At 69.1% G+C, this 25,159-nt stretch carries 26 protein-coding genes; 13 read left to right on the top strand and 13 right to left on the bottom strand.

What is annotated here, in order from left to right; translation table 11 throughout:
* Window positions 1-183: 183 nt before the first annotated feature.
* The gene (locus ACIHAO_RS12880; protein ID WP_396557345.1) at window positions 184-672 is read right to left on the bottom strand and encodes a winged helix-turn-helix transcriptional regulator; all 489 of its coding nucleotides are present in this window, start codon (window positions 670-672) and stop codon (window positions 184-186) included.
* Between the two features lie 68 nt (window positions 673-740).
* Here ACIHAO_RS12880 and ACIHAO_RS12875 point away from each other — a divergent pair, with 68 nt between their 5' ends.
* Window positions 741-1,883 (top strand): MFS transporter, encoded by a 1,143-nt coding sequence (locus tag ACIHAO_RS12875; protein ID WP_396557343.1) that lies wholly within the window; start codon window positions 741-743, stop codon window positions 1,881-1,883.
* Here the strand turns inward: ACIHAO_RS12875 and ACIHAO_RS12870 are convergent.
* The 4 genes from ACIHAO_RS12870 to ACIHAO_RS12855 are packed head-to-tail and all read right to left on the bottom strand — an operon-like array spanning window position 1,867 to window position 5,506.
* Complete coding sequence (locus ACIHAO_RS12870) at window positions 1,867-3,018, bottom strand: acetyl-CoA C-acetyltransferase (protein ID WP_396557341.1); 1,152 nt, start codon at window positions 3,016-3,018, stop codon at window positions 1,867-1,869. The two genes, ACIHAO_RS12875 and ACIHAO_RS12870, sit on opposite strands and share 17 nt — an antisense overlap.
* On the bottom strand, window positions 3,011-3,616 hold the full coding sequence (locus tag ACIHAO_RS12865) for a TetR/AcrR family transcriptional regulator (protein ID WP_396557339.1): 606 nt from the start codon (window positions 3,614-3,616) through the stop codon (window positions 3,011-3,013). Before ACIHAO_RS12865 ends, ACIHAO_RS12870 begins: the two co-directional genes overlap by 8 nt.
* 7 nt (window positions 3,617-3,623) lie before the next feature.
* On the bottom strand, window positions 3,624-4,391 hold the full coding sequence (locus ACIHAO_RS12860; protein WP_396557337.1) for an SDR family oxidoreductase: 768 nt from the start codon (window positions 4,389-4,391) through the stop codon (window positions 3,624-3,626).
* Window positions 4,388-5,506 (bottom strand): acyl-CoA dehydrogenase family protein, encoded by a 1,119-nt coding sequence (locus tag ACIHAO_RS12855; RefSeq protein WP_396557335.1) that lies wholly within the window; start codon window positions 5,504-5,506, stop codon window positions 4,388-4,390. The genes ACIHAO_RS12860 and ACIHAO_RS12855 overlap by 4 nt, the downstream gene beginning before the upstream one ends.
* Before the next feature lie 239 nt (window positions 5,507-5,745).
* Between ACIHAO_RS12855 and ACIHAO_RS12850 the strand changes: the two genes are divergently transcribed.
* From ACIHAO_RS12850 to ACIHAO_RS12825, 6 genes are read left to right on the top strand one after another with little or no spacing between them, the layout of a single operon-like run.
* A complete protein-coding gene (locus ACIHAO_RS12850) occupies window positions 5,746-7,236 on the top strand; it encodes a FadD3 family acyl-CoA ligase (protein ID WP_396557333.1) in 1,491 nt (496 codons plus the stop codon).
* A complete protein-coding gene (locus tag ACIHAO_RS12845; protein ID WP_396557331.1) occupies window positions 7,233-8,072 on the top strand; it encodes an enoyl-CoA hydratase in 840 nt (279 codons plus the stop codon). The genes ACIHAO_RS12850 and ACIHAO_RS12845 overlap by 4 nt, the downstream gene beginning before the upstream one ends.
* Window positions 8,072-9,205, top strand: a complete 1,134-nt coding sequence (locus ACIHAO_RS12840; protein WP_396557329.1) for an acyl-CoA dehydrogenase family protein — start codon at window positions 8,072-8,074, stop codon at window positions 9,203-9,205. Before ACIHAO_RS12845 ends, ACIHAO_RS12840 begins: the two co-directional genes overlap by 1 nt.
* Window positions 9,202-10,131 (top strand): acyl-CoA dehydrogenase family protein, encoded by a 930-nt coding sequence (locus ACIHAO_RS12835; RefSeq protein WP_396557327.1) that lies wholly within the window; start codon window positions 9,202-9,204, stop codon window positions 10,129-10,131. The genes ACIHAO_RS12840 and ACIHAO_RS12835 overlap by 4 nt, the downstream gene beginning before the upstream one ends.
* On the top strand, window positions 10,128-11,099 hold the full coding sequence (locus ACIHAO_RS12830; protein WP_396557325.1) for an acyl-CoA dehydrogenase family protein: 972 nt from the start codon (window positions 10,128-10,130) through the stop codon (window positions 11,097-11,099). Before ACIHAO_RS12835 ends, ACIHAO_RS12830 begins: the two co-directional genes overlap by 4 nt.
* Before the next feature lie 4 nt (window positions 11,100-11,103).
* Window positions 11,104-11,412: a histidine triad (HIT) protein gene (locus ACIHAO_RS12825; protein WP_396557323.1), complete on the top strand. Its 309-nt coding sequence runs from the start codon at window positions 11,104-11,106 to the stop codon at window positions 11,410-11,412.
* Here the strand turns inward: ACIHAO_RS12825 and ACIHAO_RS12820 are convergent.
* Window positions 11,403-12,299, bottom strand: a complete 897-nt coding sequence (locus tag ACIHAO_RS12820) for an RNA polymerase subunit sigma-70 (protein ID WP_396557321.1) — start codon at window positions 12,297-12,299, stop codon at window positions 11,403-11,405. The two genes, ACIHAO_RS12825 and ACIHAO_RS12820, sit on opposite strands and share 10 nt — an antisense overlap.
* 88 nt (window positions 12,300-12,387) lie before the next feature.
* On the opposite strand from ACIHAO_RS12820, the gene ACIHAO_RS12815 reads away from it, so the two are divergent.
* Window positions 12,388-12,759 (top strand): nuclear transport factor 2 family protein, encoded by a 372-nt coding sequence (locus ACIHAO_RS12815; RefSeq protein WP_396557319.1) that lies wholly within the window; start codon window positions 12,388-12,390, stop codon window positions 12,757-12,759.
* 256 nt (window positions 12,760-13,015) lie between these two features.
* Here the strand turns inward: ACIHAO_RS12815 and ACIHAO_RS12810 are convergent, their stop codons facing one another.
* Together ACIHAO_RS12810 and ACIHAO_RS12805 are read right to left on the bottom strand one after the other, a co-directional pair.
* On the bottom strand, window positions 13,016-14,023 hold the full coding sequence (locus tag ACIHAO_RS12810; RefSeq protein WP_396557317.1) for a MerR family transcriptional regulator: 1,008 nt from the start codon (window positions 14,021-14,023) through the stop codon (window positions 13,016-13,018).
* Complete coding sequence (locus ACIHAO_RS12805; RefSeq protein WP_396557315.1) at window positions 14,024-14,704, bottom strand: HEAT repeat domain-containing protein; 681 nt, start codon at window positions 14,702-14,704, stop codon at window positions 14,024-14,026.
* Between the two features lie 137 nt (window positions 14,705-14,841).
* Here ACIHAO_RS12805 and ACIHAO_RS12800 point away from each other — a divergent pair, with 137 nt between their 5' ends.
* On the top strand, window positions 14,842-15,873 hold the full coding sequence (locus ACIHAO_RS12800; protein ID WP_396557313.1) for a fatty acid desaturase family protein: 1,032 nt from the start codon (window positions 14,842-14,844) through the stop codon (window positions 15,871-15,873).
* Here ACIHAO_RS12800 and hsaB read toward each other — a convergent pair.
* The 5 genes from hsaB to ACIHAO_RS12775 are packed head-to-tail and all read right to left on the bottom strand — an operon-like array spanning window position 15,839 to window position 20,969.
* Window positions 15,839-16,393: a 3-hydroxy-9,10-secoandrosta-1,3,5(10)-triene-9,17-dione monooxygenase reductase subunit gene (gene hsaB / locus ACIHAO_RS12795; protein ID WP_396557311.1), complete on the bottom strand. Its 555-nt coding sequence runs from the start codon at window positions 16,391-16,393 to the stop codon at window positions 15,839-15,841. The two genes, ACIHAO_RS12800 and hsaB, sit on opposite strands and share 35 nt — an antisense overlap.
* Window positions 16,390-17,307 carry an iron-dependent extradiol dioxygenase HsaC gene (gene hsaC / locus ACIHAO_RS12790; protein WP_396557309.1) on the bottom strand — a complete coding sequence of 306 codons (918 nt, stop codon included), beginning with the start codon at window positions 17,305-17,307 and terminating at the stop codon, window positions 16,390-16,392. Before hsaC ends, hsaB begins: the two co-directional genes overlap by 4 nt.
* The gene (gene hsaD / locus ACIHAO_RS12785; RefSeq protein WP_396557307.1) at window positions 17,307-18,155 is read right to left on the bottom strand and encodes a 4,5:9,10-diseco-3-hydroxy-5,9,17-trioxoandrosta-1(10),2-diene-4-oate hydrolase; all 849 of its coding nucleotides are present in this window, start codon (window positions 18,153-18,155) and stop codon (window positions 17,307-17,309) included. Before hsaD ends, hsaC begins: the two co-directional genes overlap by 1 nt.
* Complete coding sequence (gene hsaA, locus ACIHAO_RS12780) at window positions 18,155-19,330, bottom strand: 3-hydroxy-9,10-secoandrosta-1,3,5(10)-triene-9,17-dione monooxygenase oxygenase subunit (RefSeq protein WP_396557305.1); 1,176 nt, start codon at window positions 19,328-19,330, stop codon at window positions 18,155-18,157. Before hsaA ends, hsaD begins: the two co-directional genes overlap by 1 nt.
* A 40-nt stretch (window positions 19,331-19,370) precedes the next feature.
* The gene (locus ACIHAO_RS12775; RefSeq protein WP_396557303.1) at window positions 19,371-20,969 is read right to left on the bottom strand and encodes an FAD-binding protein; all 1,599 of its coding nucleotides are present in this window, start codon (window positions 20,967-20,969) and stop codon (window positions 19,371-19,373) included.
* Window positions 20,970-21,068: 99 nt separating this feature from the next.
* On the opposite strand from ACIHAO_RS12775, the gene kstD reads away from it, so the two are divergent.
* Genes kstD through ACIHAO_RS12755 form a run of 4 tightly spaced genes read left to right on the top strand, consistent with a single transcriptional unit; the run spans window position 21,069 to window position 25,154 of the window.
* Window positions 21,069-22,739 (top strand): 3-oxosteroid 1-dehydrogenase, encoded by a 1,671-nt coding sequence (gene kstD, locus ACIHAO_RS12770; protein WP_396557301.1) that lies wholly within the window; start codon window positions 21,069-21,071, stop codon window positions 22,737-22,739.
* Window positions 22,736-23,875: a Rieske 2Fe-2S domain-containing protein gene (locus tag ACIHAO_RS12765; protein WP_396557299.1), complete on the top strand. Its 1,140-nt coding sequence runs from the start codon at window positions 22,736-22,738 to the stop codon at window positions 23,873-23,875. The genes kstD and ACIHAO_RS12765 overlap by 4 nt, the downstream gene beginning before the upstream one ends.
* The gene (locus ACIHAO_RS12760; protein WP_396557297.1) at window positions 23,872-24,132 is read left to right on the top strand and encodes a hypothetical protein; all 261 of its coding nucleotides are present in this window, start codon (window positions 23,872-23,874) and stop codon (window positions 24,130-24,132) included. Before ACIHAO_RS12765 ends, ACIHAO_RS12760 begins: the two co-directional genes overlap by 4 nt.
* A complete protein-coding gene (locus ACIHAO_RS12755) occupies window positions 24,129-25,154 on the top strand; it encodes a 2Fe-2S iron-sulfur cluster-binding protein (protein ID WP_396557295.1) in 1,026 nt (341 codons plus the stop codon). The genes ACIHAO_RS12760 and ACIHAO_RS12755 overlap by 4 nt, the downstream gene beginning before the upstream one ends.
* The last annotated feature ends 5 nt before the right edge of the window (window positions 25,155-25,159 follow it).

Here is a 25,159-nt window from a genome sequence, read left to right as displayed (position 1 = left end):
CGGGAGGAACCGGGACCGACGGTGATTCGGGCTCCGTCGGAACCCCGCCCTCCGTGCTCCCCTTATCCGGTCGGGGCCCTTCCAGGCATGACTCACCTGGGAGGGCCCCGATCCATACCGCCGGCATGGCAGGTCGGTCCGTGAAGGCCTCCTTGAGGGACCCTGGGTCCCTCAAGGAGGCCTTCACGGACCGGTGAGCGTTTCCTCGGCCGAGCCGGGGGAAGGGGCAGGCGGCTTCACCACCACGGTGTCCTCCGGCCCGACGACACGTCCGTCCGACGCCCGCACTTCGAGTCCCTGCAGCGGACGTCCACCGTCCCGGTCCACCAGTTCCGACCGCGGCTCCCCTTCGGCGAAGAAATGCGCCTCGCCCCATTGCCGCAGCGCGACGATCACCGGGAACAGGTCGCGCCCCTTCGGCGTGAGGACGTATTCGCTGTAGGTGCTCCCGTCGGAGGCCGGGACCACGTCGAGTACCCCGTGCCCGACGAGCGCCCGCAGCCGCGCGGACAGGATGTTCTTCGCGACGCCGAGGCTGCGCTGGAATTCACCGAAGCGGCGGACGCCGTCGAAGGCGTCGCGCACGATCAGGAGTGACCACCAGTCGCCGATCGTGTCGACCGAGCGCGCCACCGGGCACGAAGCTTCGTCGAACGTCGTCCGCTTCACCATGGTTGCATCTTACAACCACGATGCTCTACCGTCCGAGTGGTAGCAAGTTGAAACCACTTGGAGGGTTCGTGCACCGCGGGGTCGTCCTGTTGTTCGCCGTGGCCGCCGGGACGGCCGTCGCCACGATCTACTTCGCCCAGCCGTTGCTCGTCACCATGGGCGCGGATCTCGGTATCGCCGCGTCGACCGTCGGCGGCATCGTCACGCTCACCCAGCTCGGCTACGGGCTGGGGCTGTTCCTGCTGGTCCCGCTCGGCGACCTGCTCGACCGGCGGCGGCTCGTCGCCGGGCTGCTGACGTTGCTGGCGATCGCCGAACTCGTCGCCGCGACCGCCGCGAACGGCGTGGTGCTGCTCGCCGGGATGGCGGCGATCGGTGTGCTCGCGGTGGTCACGCAGCTCCTGGTCGCGTTCGCGGCGTCGCTGGCCGAGCCCGCCGAACGCGGACGTGTGGTCGGGCTCGTGACGACCGGCGTCGTCCTCGGGATCCTGCTCGCGCGCACGGTGTCCGGCACGCTGGCCGACCTGGCCGGCTGGCGCGCGGTGTACGTCGTGTCCGCGGGTGTGACCGTGCTGATCGCGATCGTTCTGTACCGGGTACTTCCCGCCACGGCTCCGGGAAACACCATGAACTACGGGCGGCTGCTGCGTTCCACGTTGTCGCTTTTCGCCGGGGAGCCCGTTTTCCGGACGCGCGGCACACTCGCACTGCTGATCTTCGCCGCGTTCGGCACCTTGTGGAGTTCGGTCGCGTTGCCGCTCAGCGACGACGGCCTGTCGCACACCGCCATCGGCGCTTTCGGGCTCGCCGGGGCGGCGGGCGCGCTCGCGGCGGCCCCCGCGGGACGGCTCGCGGACCGCGGCCGGGCACAGTGGACGACCGGGTTCGCGCTCGGGCTGCTCCTGCTGTCGTGGGTGCCGCTGGGTTTCACCCGCGCGTCACTGTGGGCTTTGGTGGCGGGCGCGATCCTGCTCGACCTCGCCGTCCAGGCCGTGCACGTCTCGAGCCAGACCCTGATCTACCCGTTGCGCCCGGACGCCGGGAGCAGGCTGATCGGCGGGTACATGATCTTCTACTCGGTCGGCAGCGGCGTCGGGGCCATCAGTTCGACGGCCGTCTACGCCGTCGCGGGCTGGACCGGCGTTTGCCTGCTGGGCGCGGGTTTCAGCGCGTTGGCACTCGGCGTGTGGAGCGTCAAAGGCGCTCGATGATCGTCACGTTCGCCGTCCCGCCGCCTTCACACATCGTCTGCAGCCCATAGCGCCCGCCTCGCCGTTCGAGTTCGTGCAGCAGGGTCGCGAACAGTTTCGTGCCGGTCGCCCCGATAGGGTGACCGAGCGCGATGCCGCCGCCGTTGACGTTGACGCGATCCGGATCGGCACCCGTCTCCTCGATCCACGCCAGGACGACACTCGCGAACGCCTCGTTGACCTCGAACAGGTCGATGTCGTCGACGCTCAGCCCGGTTTTCCGCAGCGCGTGCGCGGTCGCCGGAATGGGCCCGGTCAGCATCCACACCGGATCGGCCGCCCGCACGGACAGATGATGGATCCTGGCGCGCGGGGTGAGACCGTGTTCCTCGACGAACTTCTCCGACGCGATGAGCGTCGCGCTGGCGCCGTCCGAGATCTGGCTGGCCACGGCCGCGGTGATACGGGAGCCCTCGCTCAGCGGTTTCAGCCCGGCCATCCGTTCCACACTGGTGTCGCGCCTGGGCCCCTCGTCCAGGGCGGCACCGGCGAACGGCGTGATCTCGGCGGCGAACCGGCCTTCGTCGATGGCCGCGATCGCCCGCTGATGACTGTGGAAGGCGTACTCCTCCATCGTTTCGCGCGTCAGATCCCAGTGTTCGGCGATCATGTCGGCGCTGCGGAACTGCGAAACCTCGACGCTGCCGTAGCGCTCCTGCCAGCCCTTCGAGCCGGAGAACGGGTCTTCGAAGCCGTACTCGCGCCCGGCCAGCATCGCCGCGCTGATCGGGATGGCGCTCATGTTCTGCAAGCCGCCGGCGAGCACGAGATCCATCGTCCCGGACAGCACCGCCTGCGCGGCGAAGTGCACTGCCTGCTGGCTCGAACCGCACTGCCGGTCGATCGTCACGCCCGGCACGTGGTGCCCGAAGCCCGCCGTGAGCCACGCCGTCCGCGCGATGTTCCCGGACTGCGGCCCGAGCGTGTCGCAACAGCCGAGGATGACGTCGTCGACCAGATCGGCCTCGACGCCCGCTCGTTCGACGACGGCCTGGATGACGTGGGCGCCGAGGTCGGCGGGATGGACACCGCTGAGGGCTCCCCCGCGTTTGCCGACCGGCGTCCGGACCGCGTCCAGCACATATGCCTCAGCCACGGCGTCTCCTTGTCTTCGTCGCGATGCCGTCCAGAAGGATCCCGAGGTACTGCTGCGCGACGTCGTCCGCGCTCAGCGTGCCGCCGGGGTTGTACCAGCGCACCGCCACCCAGACGGTGTCGCGGATGAACCGGTAGGTGAGTTCGACGTCGAGGTCCTCGCGGAACACGCCTGCCGCGATGCCGTCGGTGAGGATCCCGTTCCACAGCTTGCGGAATTCGGTGTTGCGGTCGGTGAGGTAGCCGAAGCGGGGCAACTGCATGAGGTGCTTCGCCTCGGACTGGTAGATCGCCACCTCGGCGGGCCGCCGATGAATGGATTCGAACGACGCCACGACGACGGCTTCGAGTGTTTCCCGCGGCCCTTTCCCTTCCGCGACGATCTCGGCGTAGGCACCGAAGAGTTCGTCGAGGAATCCGGTCAGGATCTCGTCGGCCATCGACTCCTTCGAGTCGAAATGGTGATAGAGGCTGCCCGACAGGATCCCGGCCGCGTCCGCGATGTCCCGCACGGTGGTGGAGACGTAGCCGCGCTCGGCGAACAGCTTCGCCGCCAGTGCGAGCAGTTCGGCGCGGCGGGACCCGGGGCTGGCTTTCATCGATACCTCACGCGTGCTGGGAGCTGACAGAGACGACCTCGCCGGTGAGGTACGACGAGTACTCACTGGCGAGGAACACCATCACATTCGCCACCTCCCACGGTTCCGCCGCCCTCCCCGAGACCTCGCGCGCGGTGAGTTCGGTGAGCAGTTCCTCGCTGGTCACCTTGGCCAGGAACGGATGCATGGCCAGGCTCGGCGCGACGGCGTTGACCCGGATGCCGTGTTCGGCGACGTCGACGGCCGCGCATCGGGTGAGCGCCATGACGCCCGCCTTCGCGGCGGCGTAGTGGGCTTGCCCGGCCTGCGCCCGCCATCCGATCACGGACGCGTTGTTGACGATCACGCCACCGTCGCCCTGCGCGATGAACCGGTTCACCGCGGCCCTCGTCGCGCGAAAGGTGCCGTTGAGGGTCACGTCGATGACCCGGGCCCATTCCTCGTCCGTCATGTCCACAATGGACTTCGTGCCGCCGAGTCCGGCGTTGTTGACGAGCACGTCGACCCGGCCGTAGTGCGTGGCGGCGCCATCGATGAGCGCCTGCACCTGCTCTTCTCGCGTGACGTCACAGGGGATCGCGTGGACGTCGCCGAGTTCGGCCGCCTTCTCGCCGAGGCGCCGCTCGTGCCAGTCGCTGATGACGACGCGGGCGCCTTCCTCCAGCGCGCGTTTCGCCACCGCGGAGCCGATCCCGGTGCCGGCCGCCGCCGTCACCACGACCACCTTGTCCCGCAGGAGGTTCGCCCCCTCGGGGTACTTGGGTACCGGAATCACGGTCGCACCTCCCGTGGCAGGCCGAGCACGCGCTCGGCGATGACGTTGCGCTGGATTTCGTTGGAGCCGCCGTAGATCGTGTCGGCGCGGGTGAAGAGGAAGAGCCGTTGCCAGGCGTCGAGCCCGTCTTCCGCGAGCATGCCCCGCGCGCCGCGGACGAGCATCGCCAGCTCCCCCAGGTCCCGGTGCCAGTTCGCCCAGACGAGTTTGGACACTTCGGCCACTCCTGGCGAGGAGTCACCGAGAGTGCGGATCGCCTGCGCCCGCATGACCTCCAGGCCGACCCAGGCGCGGTCGATCCGCTCGGCGATCACCGGGTCGTCCGGGGCGATCCTGGTGAGTTCTTCGAGTTCCCGGCGGAAGCCGACCTGCTGCCCGAGCGTCGCGACACCGCGCTCGAACGCGAGCGTGCCCATGGCCACCCGCCAGCCGTCGCCGGGCTCGCCGACGACGAGGTCTTTCGCCGTGCGGGCACCGTCGAAGAAGACTTCGTTGAACTCGGAGGTCCCGGTGAGCTGCTGGATCGGGCGGACCTCGACCCCGGGCTGCCGCATCGGAACGAGCAAATAGGACAGTCCTTTGTGGCGTTTCGACCCGGGTTCGGTGCGGGCGAGCACGAAACACCAGTCGGCCACGTGCGCGAGAGACGTCCACACCTTCTGGCCGTTCAGCACCCACTCGTCGCCTTCGAGGGTCGCGGTGGTCGACACCGCCGCGAGATCGGAACCGGCGCCGGGTTCGGAATAGCCCTGGCACCACAGTTCCTCGACGGCCACGATCGGCGGCAGGAAACGCTTCCGCTGCTCCGGCGTGCCGAACGCGATCAGGGTGGGACCGAGGAGTTCCTGGGCCAGGTGGCTCACTCTGGCCGGCGCGCCCGCCCGCGCGTACTCCTCGTGGAAGACGACCTGCTGTTCGAGAGTGGCACCCTGCCCGCCGTGCTCGACCGGCCAGCCGACGCAGGTCCAGCCCGCCGCCGCGAGCCGCCGTTCCCATTCCACGCGTTCGCCGAAGGCCTCGTGCTCCCGCCCCGGACCGCCCAAACCACACAGTTCCGGCGGCAGGTTGTCCGCCAGCCAGGTGCGCACACGGTCACGGAAACCGTCCTGAGCCACGCCTGCCTCCTCTAGCCAAACCAGAGCCTGCTGCGTAGGCTACCCTACCAAGCACTTGCTAGGGAGGTACGATTCGGGCTCCGCGGCACCCAGGTGACAACAAGGCGTGCGCTCCGGCTGTCGGGCCCCGCTATCGGGGCGGCAGGGCGCATTCCTCGAAGAAATGAGACTTTTCGCTTGGCTCGCCCTGGCGACACGATCGCGGACGCGCGCGGACTGGCGGACAACAGGGAGGCTCGATGGCCGAAGGAACCATCCCGGCGGCGCTCGACAGGGCCGCGGAGCGCTTCGCCGGGCGGGAAGCGCTGGTCGACGGCGAAGTCCGGCTCACCTATGCCGAACTCGCCCGCCGGGTGCGTCAGGCGGCGCGGTTCTTCGAAGGCCACGAACGGGTCGCGATCTGCTCCCCCAACACGTGGCACTGGGTCGTCGCCGGGCTCGGCGCGCTGTACTCCGGGGCGACGCTCGTTCCGGTCAACACCCGCTTCACCGCCCGCGAGACCATCGACGTTCTCCAGCGCGCGAAGGTGTCCGCGCTGGCGATCACCGGCACGTTCCTCGGCACGGATCGATTGGCGGATCTCGGCCCTTCCCGCCCCGGCACTGTCTTGCGCATCCCCGTCGAAGGTGTCGAAGAACCTGTCGACGGCGTCACGGAATGGGACGCCCTCGCCGGTCTCGACAGCGATCTCGTCAGCCCCGCGAAACCGGACGACGTCAGCGACATCCTGTTCACCTCCGGGACCACCGGCCGCAGCAAGGGCGCGATGAGCAGCCACCGGCAGGCGCTGAGCGTCGCCGAAGCCTGGGGCGAGTGCGGTGGCCTGACCGAAGAAGACCGTTACCTCGTGATCAACCCGTTCTTCCACAGCTTCGGTTACAAGGCGGGGATCCTCGCCGCGGTGCTGCGCGGCGCTACCATCCTGCCGCAGCGCACCTTCGACGTCCGGGAAACCCTGCGCCTCGTCGAAACCGAGCGCGTCACGGTGCTTCCCGGCGCGCCGACGATCTACCAGGTCCTGCTGGACGCGCCCGAACGCGCGAACCACGATCTGTCCAGCCTCCGGCTCGCCGTCACCGGCGCCGCCACCGTGCCGGTCACGCTCGTCGAGCGGATGCGGAAGGACCTGAACTTCGACACCGTGCTCACGGCGTACGGCCTGACGGAGGCCGTGGTGGCCACGATGTCCCGCCCCGAGGACGACGCTGATCTCGTGGCGAACTTCTCCGGCCGCGCGACCGCGGGCTTCGAGGTGAAGCTCGGTGAGCACGACGAAGTCCTGCTGCGCGGGCCGAACGTGATGCTCGGGTATCTCGACGATCCGGACGCCACCGCGAAGGCCGTCGATGCCGACGGCTGGTTGCACACCGGCGATGTCGGCGTGCTCGGCGACCGCGGCTACCTGCGGATCGTCGACCGGATCAAGGACATGTACGTCTGCGGCGGGTTCAACGTCTACCCGGCCGAGATCGAGCAGGTGCTGAGCCGCCTGGACGGCGTCGCGGAAGCCGCCGTCGTCGGCGTGCCGGACGAACGGCTCGGCGAGGTCGGCAAGGCCTTCGTCCGGCTTCGCCCGGGAGCCGAACTGTCCACAGAGGATGTCCTGACGTACTGCGAGGGCGAATTGGCCAACTACAAGATCCCTCGATTTGTCGACTTCGTCGCGGAACTTCCGCGAAACCTGTCGGGGAAGGTGCTGAAACGCGTGTTGCGGGAGGAGAACGGATGACCGTCGAGTACGAGCGACGCGGGCCGGTGGCCGTCGTCACGATGAACCGGCCGGAGTACCGGAACGCGCAGAACTCGGCGATGACCTACGCGCTCGACGCCGCGTTCACCCGCGCCGTCGACGATCCCGAGGTCAAGGTGATCGTGCTGGCCGGGGCGGGCAAGCATTTCTCCGCCGGGCATGACATCGGGACGCCGGAACGCGACGTGGACGTCTCCTTCGAGCGCAAGGCGGTCCTGTGGTGGGACCACGTCGGCGCGGAAGGCGGCGACCAGCGGTTCGCCCGCGAATCCGAGGTCTACCTCGGCATGTGCCGCCGGTGGCGCGAGATCCCGAAGCCGACGATCGCGAGTGTGCAGGGCGCGTGCATCGCGGGCGCGCTAATGCTGGCTTGGGTATGCGACATGATCGTCGCCTCCGACGACGCGTTCTTCGCCGATCCCGTGGTGCGCATGGGGATTCCCGGTGTCGAGTACTTCGCGCACCCGTGGGTCCTCGGCCCGCGCGCGGCCAAGGAAGTGTTGTTCACCGGTGAGCGCTTCACGGCGAGGCAGGCCAAGGAATGGGGCATGCTGAACCGCGTCGTCCCGCGCGCCGACCTCGAAACCGAGACGATGGCGCTGGCGGAGAAGATCGCGGTGATGCCGAGGATGGGGCTCGCGCTCGCCAAGAAGGCCGTGAACCAGGCCGAGGACCTGATGGGTCTCCGGTCCGGGATGGACTCCGTGTTCGGGCTGCACCACTTCGCGCACGCGCACAACGCCGAGCTGTCCGGCGGCGACTCCCTGGGCGGGCAGGACGCGCGCTCGATGCGAGACGCGAACAGGTCCTCGTGATGGATCTCGATCTCGACGAGCGCACGCTCGCCTTCCGTGACGAAGCCCGCGCCTGGCTCGCCGCGAACGTTCCCGCCGAGCCACTGAAATCGTTCGACACCGCCGAGGGATTCGCGCAACACCGCGACTGGGAAGCCAAGCTGACCGACGCCCGGTGGTCGGTCGTCTCGTGGCCGCACCAATTCGGCGGGCGGGACGCGAGCCTCCTCGAGTGGGTGCTGTTCGAAGAGGAGTACTACGCGGCCGGCGCGCCGTTGCGGGTCAACCAAAACGGCATCTTCATGCTCGCACCCACACTGTTCTCCCATGGCACGGAAGAACAGCAACGCCGCGTCCTGCCGAAGATGGCGCGCTCGGAGGAGGTCTGGGCGCAGGCATGGTCGGAACCCGAGGCGGGCAGCGACATCGCCGCCCTCCGGAGTACCGCTGCCCGCTGTGACGGCGGTTGGCGGGTCAGCGGGCAGAAGACGTGGAGCTCGCGGGCGACCTTCGCCGACCGGGCGTTCGGGCTCTTCCGCAGCGATCCGGATTCGGTGCGGCACAAGGGGCTTACCTATCTGATGGTGGATCTGCGGGCCGAGGGCGTCACCGTCCGGCCGATCCCCCAGCTGGACGGTGAACCAGGGTTCGCCGAGATCTTCTTCGACGACGTCTTCGTCCCCGACGAGGACGTGATCGGCACGCCGGGCGAGGGCTGGCGGGTCGCGATGACGACGGCGAACAACGAACGCGGTCTGTCCTTGCGCAGTCCCGGCCGGTTCCTCGCCGCGGCCGACCGGCTGGTCTCGCTCTGGCACGACGCCGGACGTCCCGCGCACACCGCGGACCGCGTCGCCGACGCGTGGATCGGCGCGCGGGCCTACCAGCTGTACACCCTCAGCACGGTCACCCGCCTTTCCGACGGCGCCGAGCTGGGCCCGGAATCCAGTGTCAACAAGCTGTTCTGGTCGCATCTCGACGTCGCCCTGCACGAAACCGCGCTCGACGTCCTCGGCCCGGACGCCGAACTGCGGGGCCCGTGGAGTGACGGCTGGCTGTTCTCGCTGGCGGGCCCGATCTACGGCGGTACCGACCAGATCCAGCGGTCCATCGTCGCCGAACGGCTGCTCGGCCTGCCGAAGGGGGCTCGATGAGGTTCACGCTCGCCGGTGAGCAGGAGCAGTTCTCCCGCAGCCTGCACGACCTTCTGTCCGGTGTGGACACCGACTCGGCCAACCGGTCCTGGGCGGCGGGCGATCACGGCCCCGGTCTCAAGATCTGGCGGCGGCTGGCGGAACTCGGCGTGACCGCGCTGGCCGTCCCCGAGAAGTACGACGGGCTCGGCGCCACCCCGGTGGATCTGGCCGTGGGCTTCGAACGGCTCGGCTACCACTGTGTTCCCGGACCGTGGACCGACACCGTGGCCGTCCTGCCGTCCTTGCTGGATGACGAACTGCTGACCTCCGTCGCCTCCGGCGAGACGCTGGCGTCGGTGGCTTTCGCTCCGCATGTGCCGTATGCCTTGGACTCCGACGTCGCGGACGCGCGTCTCACCGTCGAGAACGGCAGGCTGCGCGCGTTCACTCCCGGCGCGCTCTTGTCCTCTGTGGACGGTTCACGGCGACTGTTCCCGCCGATGACGGGCGACGATCTCGGCACGGCGCTCGACGCGGATCACGCGTTCGAACTGGGCGTCCTCGCCACCGCCGCGCAGCTGCTCGGCGCGGGACGGTGGCTGCTCGACACGTCCGTCGCGTACGCCGCGCAACGCAAGCAGTACGGCCGTGAGATCGGCGGCTACCAGGCGGTCAAACATCTGCTCGCCGACGTCGCGACCGGGCTCGCACTGGCCGAACCGCTGCTGTTCGGCGCGGCCGTCACCCTGGACCGGCGCGACGTCTCCGCGGCCAAGGTGGCGTGCGGCGACGCCGCGCATCTCGCCGCCCGGACCGGGCTGCAGGTACACGGCGCGATCGGCTACACCGCCGAACACGCGCTCGGCCTGCGGCTGACCAGGGTCCGCGCGCTGGTCGGCGCGTGGGGCACGCCGCGGTTCCACCGGGAGCGGGTGCTGTCATGACGTTCACCGCCGAGCAGGACGCGCTGCGGGACAGCGTGCGGAAACTGCTGGACCGGGAAGCGGATCCCTGGCCGGAACTGTGCGAACAGATCGGCGTGGCGGCGCTGGCCGTCCCCGAACGGTTCGGCGGGCTCGGCGCCGGGACGGCGGAACTGCAGGTGGTCGCCGAAGAACTGGGCAGGGTCCTCACCGACGTGCCGTTCCTCGGTTCGGCCGTCCTCGCCGTGCACGCGGTCCTGGCCACGGGCGACGACGAGGCTTGCGAGCGGCTGCTCCCCCGCCTCGCCGAAGGTGTCGTCGGCGCGGTGGCCTGGACCGATGCCGAGGGCTCATGGAGCGAACCTGCCTGCCGCGTCGTCGACTCCGCCGTGGAGGGTGAAGCGCACTACGTCCTCCACGGTGACGAGGCCGAAATCCTCCTGGTGGTGGCCGACGGCTCGTTGTACGAGGTGTCCGATGCCCATCGCGTCCGGACTCCGGCGATGGACGAAACCCGGCGACTGGCGAGGGTTCGGTTCGACGGTGCTCCTGCCCGGCTGATCGGCCCGGTCGACCTCGGCGCCCTTCGCGACATCGCGTGCGCGGTCCTGGCCGCCGAACAGGCCGGAGCCGCGGCACGCGCGTTCGAGCTGACGGTGGAGTACGGCAAGCAGCGGCACCAGTTCGGCAGGCCGATCGGCGGATTCCAGGCGCTGAAGCATCGGATGGCGGATCTCCACGTCCTGGTCGAGACAGCGCGTTCGGCGGCCTACGCGGCCCCGGAGTCGAGCAGGCTGGCCGCGGTGGCGAAGGTGCACTGCTCGGAAGCGCTGGCGACCGTGGCGGGCGAGATGATCCAGCTGCACGGCGGAATCGCGATCACCTGGGAGCATCCGGCGCACCGTTATTTCAAGCGGGCACACGGCGCGGCGCACCTTTTCGGTTCGCCCGGCGACCACCTCGGACGGGTGCGGCCGCCGTTATCGTGAGCCGGTGGACTGCGCGATCTGTGCCAAGCACCACGGTGAGGGCCCGCTGGTGGGACCGGTCGTCTCGGCGGACGAGGCTCGGCGGTGTCGCGGGCGGCCTGGGTGCGCGGCTCGCGGCCTGCGGGCGGAGCTGGCTCCGGAACACGTGTTCTCCGCCATCGCCGGACGGAGTGTCGCGCATTTCCATCAGCACGTTTTCGCGCGGCATCAGGGGACGCCCGCGGCGGCCGGCTGGCTGGATGGTCCTTTGTGGACCGGTGCGCCGGTGGTCGACATCGACGCGCTCTGCGGCCGGCTGGCGGGCTACTTCTGAGCCAGGAAACGGGTGATGGCACGGATGCGGTCACCGTCGAGGGTGAGGACCATCAACCCTGCCGGTGTCTCGCTGTGGCGGCAGAGGAAGGCGGGCTGGTTGTTCGCCCGCGTCGGCGTCATGGTGAACCCCTGCACCGGAATGGCCATGGTGACGCGAAGGAAACCGGCGATCGCTTCGAGACCGTGGTACTCGTGCGGCGCCGGCGGCATGGCGAGCCAGGCGTCGTCGGTGAGCAGGCTGAGGACGCCGTCGAGGTCGCCCGCGGTGAAGGCGTCGGCGAACCGCTTGGTCAGCTCGCGTTCCCGAGGTGAAGGCCGGTGACTCGCGCCGTCGCGATGCTTGTCGAGCGAGGCGCGGGCGCGCTGGAGGATGCCCTTGACCGCCGTCTCGGTGGTGCCGAGCATGCTCGCGACCTCAGCCGCCGAGAAACACAGGACGTCCCGCAGGACGAGTGCGGCGGCCTGGCGCGGCGGGAGGAGCTGGAGTCCGGTGATGAAGGCGAGTTCGACCGCTTCCCTGGTGCTGTAGCGCGCTTCGGGGCCGGGCTCGCCGTCGGCGAGTTCGTCCGGATACGGCTGCAACCAGGTCACCTCACCGCGGCGGGTCGGCTCCGGCGGGTCGAACGGCGGCACCGGTTCGGGTGGCCGACGGCGGCCCGCGGCCCGCAGGAGGTTGAGGCAGCGGTTGGTGGCGATGCGGTACAGCCAGGTGCGGAGCGACGAGCGGCCCTCGAAGCCGTCGAGACCCTTCCAAGCGGCGAGGAGCGTCTCCTGGACGGCGTCCTCGGCGTCGGTGAGGGAGCCGAGGAGCCGGTAACAGTGCAGGTGCAGCTCGTGCCGATAGGTGTCGGTGAGCTCGCGAAACGCCTGCTCGTCCGTGCCCATGAGCCGATCGTGTCACTTTCGCGGCGCACCGTTCCGTTCGGGGCGGGGTTGGTGTCTGACGGAGTGAAGATCGACGAAAGGAACCATCATGACCAGCCCTGCCTTGGATCTTGCGCTCTCCTACCACCGCGCGTGGACGGGCAAGGACTTCGAAAAGGCGATGACGCATGTCGCCGACGACATCGTCTGCCACACACCCGCCGGACAGCTTTCCGGCGCGGAGGCGTTCCGCGGGTTCATGGGCCCGTTCACCGAGATCCTGACCGGCTCGACCCTGCTTTCGGCGTTCGGGGACGAAACGACCGCGTTGCTGATGTACGACACGGCGACCCTGCCGGTGGCGAGCGCGCCCGGAGCCGAGTTGCTGACCGTGCGGGAGGGGAAGATCGTGGAGCTGCGGATCATCTTCGACCGGGCTCCCTTCGACGCGGCACGGGAGGCTGCCCCGGGTCGTGAGTGACGATCCGTCAGTCGTGACCGGGTCTCGAGCGCCTATATGGGTGGTTCTCGGCTCGCGTCGCGGTCTGATGCCCCCAATGTGGCATTGGGGACGCTGACCGTCCCCAATGCCACATTGGGGGCACGCCCGGCTTCCGATCTCCCGCGCACACCGCCAGGGTGACCAGCTCCCCAAGTCCTCAAAGAGGTGTTGCGAAAGCCACTTTCGCAACACTGAAGGTTGCCAAAGTGGCTTTCGCAACCCAGCCAACCCCACCTCACTCGCCGGCCTCAAGCATCCCCCTGAGCGCCGAGGCGAGAAGGGCGACGGCGCGGTCCTCGTCTTCGGCCAGGTTCCGCAGGACGTCCCGCGCGAGGGCGGGCGGCATCTCGGCGAGGGCCTGGGTCAGGCGCATCCGCGTCGCGGAGTCCGCGGTGGGGGCGGCGAGCTCGTCGGCCAGCGCGCTCATGATCCGGTCCGCGCGGCCCGCGTCGCGCGCCAGGGTTCCGAGGACTTCGGCCGCCTCGACGTCGAGAGTGCCCTCGACCACCATGCGGACGAGGACCGGCACGGCCGCGGTCTCACCGCGCGAACCGACGGCCAGCGCGGCACGCCCGCGGACCGTCTCGTCCGAGTCGCCGAGTGCCTCCGCCAGTACCGCGGTCGCCTCGTCGCCGGGCATCCCGGCGAGCGCCAGGATCGCGCGCCGCCGGACGTCGACGTCCGGCGAGCGCGCGCCGGCCGCCAGGCTCGCCACCCCGTCACCGCCCGCCCTCGCCAGCGCCCACCGCAGGGCACCGGCGACGTTCAGATCGGCTTCGCCGAGGACAGCCTCCGCCAGCAGTTCGGTGGGCACCGGCAGGTCCTCGGCCGGCACCAGGACGGTCTGCTGGCGTCGCGCGGCATGGGGCGAGTTCAGCCCGTGCAGCAGCTCGACGATGCGCAGGACCCCCTCCCAGCCCAACGGCGCCGAGGCGTCGACCGCACGGAGCCGGTCGAGCAGCTCCTGTTCCCGCTTCAGTCGTTCCTCGGTCCGCCGGATGAGGTCGCCGACCAGATCGGACGGCTCGAAGGCGGGGTCCTCCAGGGCACGTCCGATCTGGCGCAGCGAAAGGCCGAGGGACCGCAGGGCCTCCACATGGAAGATCCGGCGGATGTCCTCGTCGGAATACTCACGGTAGCCACCGACGGTGCGGCCGGTCGGCCGCACCAGCCCGAGGGAGTCGTAATGCCGGAGCATCCGGCTGCTCACCCCCGAGCGGCGCGCCACCTCACCGATCAGCATTCACGCTCCCTCCGCTCGTTCCGGGCCGAGCGCGACGATCCGTTTCGCCTCGTCGACGGCCGGGTCGAAGTCGGCGTCCGGGTCGCGCAGGAGCCGCTCCGTGGCGCGGGCGTGCGCGCGCACCTCCGGGTCGGCACTCGCCAGGCCCGTCCGCAGGGCGGCTTCGATCTCGTCACCGAGCGCGACGAGCGCCCGGCTGAGACTCAGCCGCACCTTCCGGTCGCCGCGGCCGAACTGCGCGGCCAGGTCCACGGCCAGCCGTTTCCGCTCCCCGTCGGGGACGAGGACGACGGCGGCACGCCACGCGCTCCGCGCGACCTCGTCGTCGGCGTCGTGCAGCAGCGACCGGGTGATCGCGGGCCACGCGGTGACGTCCCCGATCTTGGACAGCGTGTGCAACGCCTGGCTCCGTGCCTGCGGGACGTCGGAACCGAGCTCCATCAGGAGCGCGGGCACCGTGTTCTCCGCCGGGAGCCGGGTCAACGCCCAGGTCAGCATGTCTCGCACGAAGAAGTCCGGCTCGACCGCGCACCGTGCCGTGAGCGCGTCGACGAACCGGGCGTCCGGGTGCGTCCCGGCCGCCAGGGCCGCCTGGAGCCGTGTCGACGAGCTTTCGGAGCTCAAGGCGTCGAGCAGCCGCGTGTCCGGGGTAGCCCTTTGTGTCGTGTTGATGACGATCACCTCCTGCCCACCAGTGAAGACCTTGTCACGATGTCAAGGTCAAGCGCGAACCCGGCGCGGGGTAGGGCCAACCCCCGCAGGGGCCCACCGGCGCACCGCATTCACCCTGGCCCACCCCATGGACCAGACTCACCACGGTGACCGCAAACCTCCGCACAGGCAGCGATTTCGCCCGCCTGTCCCGCCGCGTCAGCGAAGCGGGCCTTCTCGACCGCCGTCCCGGCTACTACGTCTTCCGTATCGGGCTGGTGGCCACCCTCTTCGTCGCCGGCTGGATCGCCTTCTTCGCGATCGGGGATTCCTGGTGGCAGGTCGGGATCGCCGTCTTCCAGGCGGTGATGTTCGGCCAGATCGCCCTGCTGTCGCATGACCTGGCACACCGTCAGGTGTTCCGGACCCGCCGTCCGGCCGAGATCGCCGGCCGCATCGCCGGGAACCTCGGCGTCGGCATGAGCTACGGCTGGTGGATGGACAAGCACACCCGCCACCACGCGAACCCGAACCACGAGGACCTCGACCCCGACGTCGATCCGGACATCCTCGTGTGGTCGAAGGACCAGGCGCGGGCCAGTAAGGGCATCCCCCGGTTCATCGGCCGCTACCAGGCGTTCCTGTTCTTCCCGCTGCTCACCCTCGAAGGCCTGAACCTGCACGTCTCCGGTATCCGCGCTGTTTCGAAGCCGGGAATCCGGGCTCGCTGGCTCGAAGCGGCGTTGCTGCTGACGCATTTCGCGCTCTACTTCAGCGCGCTGCTCGTGGTCCTCTCCCCCGCCAAGGCGCTCGTCTTCTTCATCGTCCACAAAGCACTGTGGGGCGTCTACATGGGATCGATCTTCGCGCCCAACCACAAGGGGATGCCGATCCTGTCCGGTGACACCGAACTCGACTTCCTCCGCAAGCAGGTGCTCACGTCACGCAACGTCCGCGGCGGCCGGGTCGTCGACGTCGCGCTCGGCGGGCTCAACTACCAGATCGAGCACCATCTGTTCCCGAGTATGCCGTCGCCGCATCTCCGCCGCGCCCGGCCCATCGTCCAGGAGTACTGCGCCGAACTCGGTGTTCCGTACCACGAGACGGGGCTCGCCGAGTCCTACAAGCTCGCGTTGCGCAGCCTGCACGAGGCCGGCGAGCCGATCAGAGCCAATCGTCAGGACGCGGCCAGGGCATGAGTGCCGCGAGTTCGTCCGCGACCGGCTCGGTCACCGTGTACCGCCCCCGATGGAACAGCAGCGGACGATCGTCCGAAGGTTCCCCGAGCGCGGTGACCCTGCCGACGACGACGTAATGGTCACCCGCCTCGTGCACGGTTTCGAGCGTGCAGTCGATCCACGTCAAAGCCCCGGTCAGCAAAGGGGATCCGGACGGGGCGGGGGTCCAGTCGATCGACGCGAACTTGTCCGCTCCCCGCGCGCCGAACACGGCGCTGACGTCCTGCTGGTCCTCGCCGAGCACGTTGACGGCGAACCGGCCGGACTCGGCGAGGACCGCCCAGGTCCGGGAAGTCTTGGCGGGACAGAAGAGCACCAGCGGCGGATCGAGGGAAAGCGCCGCGAACGACTGGCACGCGAAGCCCACCGGCGCCCGGCCGTCGTGCCCGGTCACCACCGCGACACCGGTGCAGAAGTGCCCGAGCACCGTCCGGAACCGCGCCGGATCGATCTCCGCGCCGAGGTCCGTCACCGGGGTCACGACTGCCCTGATACTCGACGCGCGCCGACTGAAAAGTCGTGTCCCCACAAGGAAACCGCCGTACTCTCTCGGGCGATCCAGCTTTCGTCATCCACTTGACGCCCCTCGCAGCCGTATTCGACGTCGAATCCGCCGGGGGTCTTCATGTAGAACGAGAGCATCAGATCGTTGACGTGCCGCCCGAGGGTGGCCGACATCGGCACCTTCCGGCGGATGGCCCGGTCGAGACAGAGGCCGACGTCGTCGGTGTTCTCCACTTCGACCATCAGGTGCACGATGCCGCTGGGAGTCGGCATCGGGAGGAACGCGAGGCTGTGGTGACGCGGGTTGCAGCCGAAGAACCGCAGCCACGCCGGAGCACCGTCGGCGGGCCTGCCGACCATCTGCGGCGGCAGTTTCATCGAGTCCCGCAACCGGAACCCGAGCACGTCACGGTAGAACCGCAGGGAAGCGTCATCGTCGTGTGTGGACAGTACGACGTGCCCGAGCCCTTGCTCGCCGGTCACGAACTTGTGACCGTACGGACTGACGACGCGCCGGTGCTGCAACGCGACGCCGTGGAACACTTCGAGCGTGTTGCCGGAAGGGTCCTCAAAGGACACCAGACCGTCGACCCGGCGATCGGCCAGCTGATCCGGGGTGCCTTCCTTGTACGGCACCGAATGCGCGTCGAGCGATGCCCGGATCTCGTCGAGTTCGCCGGCGTTGGCGACCTCCCAGCCCGCCACGGCGAGCCGGTCGTGCTCGCCGGGGAAGATCACGAGCCGTGCCGGGAAATCGTCCATGCGCAGGTAGAGCGCTTCCGGATTCGTGCCGGAGCCCTCGACCATGCCGAGGACCTTCAGCCCGTATTCGCGCCACGCGGCCATGTCGGTGGCTTCGATGCGAAGGTAGGCGAGCGAACGGATACCCATCAGGAGGCTCCCAGGAAGTCGAGTGCCAGCCGGTTGAACTCGTCGAACTTCTCCAGCTGCGCCCAGTGGCCGCAGCCGCCGAACACGTGCAGCTGGGCACGCGGGATCGTCTTGAGCGCGAGCAGGGCGCCGTCGAGCGGGTTGACCCGGTCTTCCCTGCCCCAGATGAGCAGCACCCGTTGGCGCAGGCGATGCGCCTCACGCCACAGCATGCCCTCTTCGTAGGTGTCGGGCTGGGCGAACGACTTGCCCATCGCCTTCATCGCCGCCAGGGACTCCGGCGCGCTCGCGGCGGCGAACCGTTCGTCGATCAGTTCGTCGGTGATCAGGGACTGGTCGTGCACCATGATCCGCAGGAAGGCTTCGAGCTTCTCTCGGCTCGGGCCCGGCGGTGCGCTGAACCGGCCGAGGTTCTTGATGCCCTCGGTGGGATCGGGCGCGAACAGGTTGACGCTCAGGCCGCCCGGTCCCATCAGGACAAGACGTCCGGCGCGCTTCGGATGGTTGATCGCGAGCCGCACGGAAGTCCCGCCGCCGAGTGAGTTCCCGACGAAATGGGCGCGTTCGATGCCGAGTTCGTCCATCAAGCCGACCACGGCGTCCGCGCTGTGGCGGAAGTACTGCGGATGCTCGGTCGGTTTGTCCGACCAGCCGAAGCCGGGCTGGTCGATCGCCAGCGTCCGGTAGTTCTTGCCGAAGACCGGCAGGTTACGGCCGAAGTTGCTCCACGCCGACGCGCCGGGACCGCCGCCGTGCAGCAGGATCACCGTCTCCTGGTGCTCCGTGCCCGCCTCGTGGTAGTGCAGCTTGAGTCCATCTTGGACAGTGGCGTACTTGCCTTCGGTCATCAGACCATCGCATTCTCGACGGACAGCCCGAAGGCGCCGGTTCCGAACATGACGTAGGCGCGTTCGGCGTCGTTCGCCGCGTGCACCCGGCCGGCGTGGGCGTCACGCCAGAACCGTTGGATCGGGGTTCCGGCTTGCAAGGCGCGGCCACCGGAGTTCTCGAAAAGCCGGTCGATCGCGAAGATCGCGCGTTCCGTGCCGCGGACCTGGTCACGGCGCACCCGCAACCGGGTGGGAAACGGCAGCTTCTCCCCCTTGCACGCCAACTGGTACAGCTCGTCGATGTTGTGCGTGAGCTGGAGCCAGGCCGCGTCGATCTCGCTCGCCGCCTCGGCGATCCGCACCTTGGCGAACGGGTCCTCTTTGGACTGTTCACCCGCGTACGCCGCGCGAACACGCTTGCCCTGGTACTCGACGTGCGCGTCGTAGGCGCCTTGCGCCATCCCGATGATCGGCGCGGTGATCGTGCTCGGGTGCACCGAACCGTAGGGCAGTTTGTACAGCGGCCCGGGGTTGATCTCCTGTCCGGGTGTCTTGCACTTCGACGTCGCGATGAAGCTGAGCGCGCGGTGCTTGGGCACGAAGACGTCGTTCACGATGATGTCGTTGGATCCGGTGCCGCGCAGGCCCACGGTGTCCCAGACGTCCTCGATCGCGTAGTCGGAGATCGGCACCAGATAGGTGCAGAAGTCGACCGGTTTGCCGTCCTTGAACACCGGCCCGCCCAGCAGCACCCAGGTCGCGTGGTCGCAGCCGGAGGAGAAACTCCAGCGCCCGCTGAGCCGGTAGCCGCCGTCGACGACGTCCGCCTTGCCCATCGGCGCGTACGACGAGGAGATCCGGACGTCGGTGTCGTCGCCCCAGACGTCCTGCTGCGCCTGCGCCTCGAACAGGCCGAGGTGCCAGGGGTGGACGCCGAGGATGGAGGCGACCCAGCCCGTGGACCCGCACGCGCTCGCGACGAGTTTGACCGCGGTGTAGAAGCTCACCGGGTCGGCTTCGAGGCCACCGAACGTCTTCGGCTGCAGCAGTTTGAAGAACCCGGTCTCCTGCAAGGACTTGACGGACTCTTCGGGAACGCGCCTGGCGTCCTCCGCCTCCTGCGCCCGCTCCCGCAGGACCGGGAGCAGCTCCCGGATCCCCGCGATCACGTCCTGCGCGGCGTGCTCGCTCATATGCGTTCCCTCTCTCGTTCTCGGTGAACCGGGTCCAAGACTAGAACACGTTCTCGTTTTTGTCGACCGATCCCCGGTCGAGGGCACTGTGCAGTCCGGCACGCCGCCCGGAAAACACGCAGTCGGCCAGCGACAGTCCACTCACGTAGGACCTAGAACAGATTCCCACCGCGGTCCTGCCCGCCGCGTACAGCCCGCGGATCGGGGCACCGGCTGCGGAGCGCACCGCCCCGGTCTCCTCGTCCACGACCAGGCCGCCCAGCGTCAGCATCGGGCACGGATAGCCGAGATTCGGCTTGATCGAAACGTCGATCAGCGAGTACGGCGCCCGATCCAGCGGCCGCGCGAACTCCGCGGGTTTGCCCGTCGGGTCCGCGCCGGACCGCGCGGCCTCGACACTGGCGGCCAGCCCGCCGGGGTCGACGCCCGCCTTGCGCGCGACCTCGTCGAGCGAACCGGCGACGACGCGTTGCCGCAGCAGATACCGCACCTGAAGTCCTTGGAACCATTGACTTTGCCCGCGCGCGTCCCGCTGGACCTCCCGGACGATGGCGTCGTCGACCAGCAGCCAGCCACGCCCTTCGTGCTCGGCGATCATGCGTTCGCCGACGGCCGCGCCGTACCGGGATTCGTCGATGATCCGGCCGCCCGTCCTGTCCACGAGCAGGCCACCGAGGAACGCCGACGGCGGGGTGATGAACCGCCAGGCCGAGATCCGCCCGAGTTCCGCGGTCGCCCCGCCGGCCTCGACCCCCATCCGGATGCCGGATCCGTCGTCGGCCGACGTTCCGAGTGCCAGTCCGCCGCGATACGCGGGCGCGTGCTCGCGCACCATCTCGCGGTTCGCGATGAACCCGCCCGCCGCGAGAACGACGCCGCGCGAAGCGGAAATCCGCAGCTCACGGCCGTAGCGACGCTCTATCCGCTCCACCCGCCGGTGCAGCGACTTCCGCATCGACGGCACGTAGATCCCCGGTTTCGCGGCATACGCCGACAGCCTCCGGTGCGCGGCCCGCACACGAGCGGGCGCGTCTCGCAGGGTGGACACGACGACGCCGGTCACCGCACCGTCGGCGTCCACGATCAGATTCCGCGCGGCGGTCTGCGGCAGCACCTGGATCCCGCGACTCCGGACGGCGTCGGCGAGCCGTTTCATCAGCAGCTTTCCCGACGTACCCGGCCCTTTGACGCGATGTCCGCGCGGCGCGGGCTTGGCGGCGTCACGGAAACCGCCCGCCGCCTCGCTGCCCGAGTAGTACAGATAGTGCTTGTCGCTGGGGTACGACGTCTTGTACGGGCACAGGCTCCCCTCGAACGGGACACCGTTGCCCTCCAGCCAGGTCACCATCTCCGGACTGCCCGCGCAAAACCGCCGCAGGGTCTCCTCGGAGACGACGTCGCCGACCTCGAGCCGCAGGTAGTCGTACATCGCGTCGACACTGTCGTCGACGCCCGCGTCCCGCTGCTGCGCCGTCCCGCCACCGGCGTAGACGACACCGCCGCTGACCGCGCTCGCGCCACCACCGGAAAACCGATCCAGCACCAGCACCCGGGCACCGGCGTCGGCGGCCTCGATCGCCGCACAGGCGCCTGCCGCTCCGAAGCCCACGATCACCACATCCGCGACGAGGGAGTCCATCACCCCACCCTAGAACTAGAACACGTTCTCGTCTATGGTGACTGGAGCAGCGCGGATGCTGCTACATGCTTCCTACAACGTGTTTCAGGTGAGGGGCGTATGGAGTTCGACGTGATCGTGGCGGGCAGTGGTGCCGCCGGGATGACCGCCGCACTGTCCGCAGCCCACCGGGGACTCGAGGTCTTGGTCGTGGAGAAGGCCGCCCACTTCGGCGGCTCGACGGCGCGCTCCGGCGGCGGCGTCTGGATCCCCGGCAACCACGCGTTGCGCGCGGCCGGGATCTCCGAACCCCCGGAGCGGGCGCACGAATACCTCGAAGCGATCGTCGGTGACGTCGTCCCCGCCGAACTCCGGTCGGCCTTCCTCGACCGCGGCCCCGAGGTCCTGTCCTTCGTCTGCGACAAGACGCCGTTGCGCTTCCGATGGGTCCGCGGCTACTCGGACTACCACCCGGAGGCCCCCGGCGGGCGCGCCGGCGGCCGGTCGGTCGAACCTGCCGCGCTCGACGGCAACCTGCTGGGACCGGAACTGGCGAATCTGGAGCCGCCGTACAGCGCTCCCCCGCTCGGCGCCCCGATCACCCAGGCGGACTACCGGTGGCTGAGCCTGCTCGCCCGGCATCCGCGCGGCATCCTCCGCGTGTTCGGTCTCGGCGGCCGCTGGCTGGCGGGCCGGATCCGGCGGCAGCGGCTGCTTTCCATGGGGCAAGCGCTTGCGGCCGGTCTGCGCGAGGGCCTGCGCCGGGCGGAGGTCCCCGTCTGGCTGAACACGCCGTTGGTGGACCTCGAGATCGAAGGCGACCGGGTGACCGGCGTCGTGGTCCGCCACGAGGGTGCGGAAAAGACGATCCGCGCGCGGCTCGGCGTCGTCCTCGGCGCGGGCGGATTCGAACGCAACGAGGAGATGCGGGTCAAGTACCAGCGGGCCCCCATCGGTACGGAGTGGACCGTCGGCGCCGAGGCCAACACCGGCGACGCCATCGACGCCGGGCTCAAACTCGGCGCGGCCGTCGACCTGATGGACGACGCGTGGTGGGGTCCGTCCATCCCGCTGACCGGTGGCCCGTGGTTCGCGCTCGCCGAACGGTCGCGGCCGGGTTGCCTCATGGTCAACGCGCGTGGCGAACGCTTCGTCAACGAGTCGGCCCCGTACGTCGAGGCCGTGCACGCGATGTACGGCGAAGGTGACGGCCCCGGCGCGAACATCCCGACCTGGCTGGTGTTCGACCAGCGCAACCGCAACCGGTACATGTTCACCGGCCTCGGCCCGCGCCAGCCGCTGCCCGGCCGCTGGTTCAAAGCGGGCATCGCGGTCAAGGCGAGCACGATCGCGAAACTCGCCGAACGCATCGAGGTTCCGGCCGACGCGCTGGAAGCCACCGTCCGGCGGTTCAACGGCTTCGCGAAGAGCGGCGTGGACGAGGACTTCCACCGCGGGCGCAGCGCGTACGACCACTACTACGGCGACCCGCGGAACAAACCCAACCCGAGTCTGGGCCCGCTGGACGTCGCGCCGTACTACGCGGTGAAGATCGTGCCCGGCGACCTCGGCACCAAGGGCGGTTTGCGGACCGACCGGCACGCGCGTGTCCTGCGCGAGGACGGGTCGGTGATCGACGGACTTTACGCGGCGGGCAACACGAGCGCGGCGGTGATGGGCCGCACCTACGCCGGCCCCGGCGCGACGATCGGCCCGGCGATGGTGTTCGGCTACCTTGCGGCCGAGCATCTCGCGCAGCAAGATCACACCAAAGCGGGAGGCAGCCGATGACGACGGAATCCGTACGGCAGATCGACGCGGGCGCGCTCCCTTCGCGGTTCGCGCGCGGCTGGCACTGTCTCGGCCTGGCCGAGCCGTTCCGTGACGGGAAACCGCACGCCATCACGGCGTTCGGGACGAAACTGGTGGTCTTCGCCGATTCGTCCGGCAAGCTGAACGTGCTCGACGGGTACTGCCGTCACATGGGCGGCGACCTCACCCAGGGCGAGGTCAAGGGCGACGAAATCGCCTGCCCGTTCCACGACTGGCGCTGGAACGGCAACGGCAAATGCGTCTCGATCCCCTACGCCAAGCGGGTTCCGCTGCGGGCGCGGACGAAGTCGTGGACCGTGCTGGAGGAGAACAAGCAGCTGTTCGTCTGGCACGACCCGGAGGGCAACCCGCCGCCCGAGGACGTCGTCATCCCGCGGATCGAGGGCGTGTTCAACGGCGAGTGGAGCAACTGGACCTGGGACTCGGTGCTGATCGAGGGCTCCAACTGCCGCGAGATCATCGACAACATGGTCGACATGGCGCACTTCTTCTACATCCACTACGCCTTCCCGACCTACTTCAAGAACGTGTTCGAAGGCCACATCGCCACGCAGTACCTGAACACGAAGGGCCGTCCGGACAAGGGAATGGCGTCCAACTACGGCGGCGAGGAGAATCTGCTGCGGTCGGAGGCGTCGTACTTCGGGCCGTCGTACATGATCAACAAGCTGCTCAACACGTACCAGGGTTTCGAGATCGAGAACGTGCTGATCAACTGCCACTACCCGGTCACCGAGAACTCGTTCGTGCTGCAGTGGGGCGTGAGCGTGAAGAAGTTCGAGGGCGTCTCGGACGAGCACGCGGACAAGATCGCCGGGAAGTTCGCCAAGGGCATCGGCGTCGGGTTCCTGCAGGACGTGGAGATCTGGCGTAATAAGACCCGGATCGACAACCCGTTGCTGTGCGAGGAGGACGGGCCGGTCTACCAGCTGCGCCGCTGGTACGACCAGTTCTATGTGGACGCGGCCGACGTCACCGAGGACATGACGCGGCGGTTCGAGTTCGAAGTGGACACCAGCCGCGCCAACGAGGTCTGGGCGGCGGAGGTGGCCGAGAACCTGGCGCGGCAGCAGTCGGAAGAGGCCGGGGTGTGAAGCCGGAAACCGTCGAGTTCCTCACCGCCGGGCTGCGGCCGCTGAGCTGCCGCGCGTGCGGAACATGCGTGCTGGTCAAGAAGAACAGCATGCAGCACACCAGTATCCAGTGGACGAGCGACGCGTCCCGGAGCTGCCCGGTGTTCGCCGAGCGGAAGGCGTCGGGCGCGCAGACGGCGTTGCTCGACACCTGCGGCAATCTCAGCGAAAGCATCGACGCCGCGTTGAAGGACGGCTTGCTGGAGGTGCCCGAATGAGCGGCCCCGTCACCGTGACCGTGGCCGAGGTGATCACCGAGACGGCCGACGCGCGCTCGATCGTGTTCGAGATCCCGGCCGAGCACGCCCCTGCTTTCGCTTACACCCCAGGGCAGTTCCTCACCGTGCGCGTGCCGAGCGAGCGGACCGGGTCGGTGGCCCGCTGCTACTCGCTTTCCAGTGCGCCGCACGAGAACCGGGTGCAGGTCACCGTCAAACGCACCGCCGACGGCTACGGGTCGAACTGGCTCTGCGACAACCTCCAAGCCGGTCAAGAGGTCCAGGTCCTCCCGCCGGCCGGGGTGTTCAGCCCCGCGTCGCTCGACGAGGACTTCCTGCTGCTCGCGGGCGGCAGCGGCATCACCCCGGTGATGTCGATCCTCAAGTCCGCGCTGGAGCACGGAACCGGCAAGGTGACCCTGCTGTACGCCAATCGCGACGAGCGGTCGGTGATCTTCGCGCGGGAACTGGCGGACCTCGCCGCTCGGCACCAGGATCGGCTGGTCGTCGTGCACTGGCTGGAGAGCCTGCAAGGACTTCCGACCGAGGCACACCTTCGCGCCTTGGTCGCGCCGTACACCGCGCACGAGGCGTTCATCTGCGGTCCTGGCCCGTTCATGGACGCCGCGCGCACGGTGCTCAAGGACCTCGGACTGCCGCGCAAGCGGATCCACCTGGAGCGCTTCCTGTCCTTGGGCGGGAATCCGTTCGAGGTGGCCGAGCCCGTCGCCGTCGAAGAGGCCGAGACCCCGGCGGCGGTCGAAGTCACCCTCGACGGGGAGACCTCGAAGCTCGACTGGCCTCGCCGGACGAAGCTGCTGGACCTGTTGCTGGAAAAGGGTTTCGACGCGCCGTACTCGTGTCGCGAGGGTCAGTGCAGTGCCTGCGCTTGCCGAGTCACCTCCGGAGAGGTGAAGATGCTGAACAACGAGGTCCTCGACGGCGACGACATCGCCGAAGGCATCGTACTGGCTTGCCAGTCCCTGCCACTGACCGACGAGGTCACCGTCACCTACGAGTAGGAGCT

Source organism: Amycolatopsis sp. NPDC052450, from assembly GCF_044547565.1.
In the GTDB taxonomy this organism is placed as follows: Bacteria; Actinomycetota; Actinomycetes; order Mycobacteriales; family Pseudonocardiaceae; genus Amycolatopsis.
Note: the sequence above shows the minus strand (reverse complement) of the source record. Positions and strands in the feature narration are given on the sequence as shown.

What these genes read in the sequence shown, in the direction of transcription:
- ACIHAO_RS12880 (WP_396557345.1), bottom strand. Translation starts at nt 672, where the DNA reads ATGGTGAAGCGGACGACGTTCGACGAAGCTTCGTGCCCGGTGGCGCGC.
- ACIHAO_RS12865 (WP_396557339.1), bottom strand. Translation starts at nt 3,616, where the DNA reads ATGAAAGCCAGCCCCGGGTCCCGCCGCGCCGAACTGCTCGCACTGGCG.
- ACIHAO_RS12850 (WP_396557333.1), top strand. Translation starts at nt 5,746, where the DNA reads ATGGCCGAAGGAACCATCCCGGCGGCGCTCGACAGGGCCGCGGAGCGC.
- ACIHAO_RS12845 (WP_396557331.1), top strand. Translation starts at nt 7,233, where the DNA reads ATGACCGTCGAGTACGAGCGACGCGGGCCGGTGGCCGTCGTCACGATG.
- ACIHAO_RS12840 (WP_396557329.1), top strand. Translation starts at nt 8,072, where the DNA reads ATGGATCTCGATCTCGACGAGCGCACGCTCGCCTTCCGTGACGAAGCC.
- ACIHAO_RS12835 (WP_396557327.1), top strand. Translation starts at nt 9,202, where the DNA reads ATGAGGTTCACGCTCGCCGGTGAGCAGGAGCAGTTCTCCCGCAGCCTG.
- ACIHAO_RS12830 (WP_396557325.1), top strand. Translation starts at nt 10,128, where the DNA reads ATGACGTTCACCGCCGAGCAGGACGCGCTGCGGGACAGCGTGCGGAAA.
- ACIHAO_RS12820 (WP_396557321.1), bottom strand. Translation starts at nt 12,299, where the DNA reads ATGGGCACGGACGAGCAGGCGTTTCGCGAGCTCACCGACACCTATCGG.
- ACIHAO_RS12815 (WP_396557319.1), top strand. Translation starts at nt 12,388, where the DNA reads ATGACCAGCCCTGCCTTGGATCTTGCGCTCTCCTACCACCGCGCGTGG.
- ACIHAO_RS12810 (WP_396557317.1), bottom strand. Translation starts at nt 14,023, where the DNA reads ATGCTGATCGGTGAGGTGGCGCGCCGCTCGGGGGTGAGCAGCCGGATG.
- hsaC (WP_396557309.1), bottom strand. Translation starts at nt 17,307, where the DNA reads ATGGGTATCCGTTCGCTCGCCTACCTTCGCATCGAAGCCACCGACATG.
- hsaD (WP_396557307.1), bottom strand. Translation starts at nt 18,155, where the DNA reads ATGACCGAAGGCAAGTACGCCACTGTCCAAGATGGACTCAAGCTGCAC.
- hsaA (WP_396557305.1), bottom strand. Translation starts at nt 19,330, where the DNA reads ATGAGCGAGCACGCCGCGCAGGACGTGATCGCGGGGATCCGGGAGCTG.
- ACIHAO_RS12775 (WP_396557303.1), bottom strand. Translation starts at nt 20,969, where the DNA reads ATGGACTCCCTCGTCGCGGATGTGGTGATCGTGGGCTTCGGAGCGGCA.
- kstD (WP_396557301.1), top strand. Translation starts at nt 21,069, where the DNA reads ATGGAGTTCGACGTGATCGTGGCGGGCAGTGGTGCCGCCGGGATGACC.
- ACIHAO_RS12765 (WP_396557299.1), top strand. Translation starts at nt 22,736, where the DNA reads ATGACGACGGAATCCGTACGGCAGATCGACGCGGGCGCGCTCCCTTCG.
- ACIHAO_RS12755 (WP_396557295.1), top strand. Translation starts at nt 24,129, where the DNA reads ATGAGCGGCCCCGTCACCGTGACCGTGGCCGAGGTGATCACCGAGACG.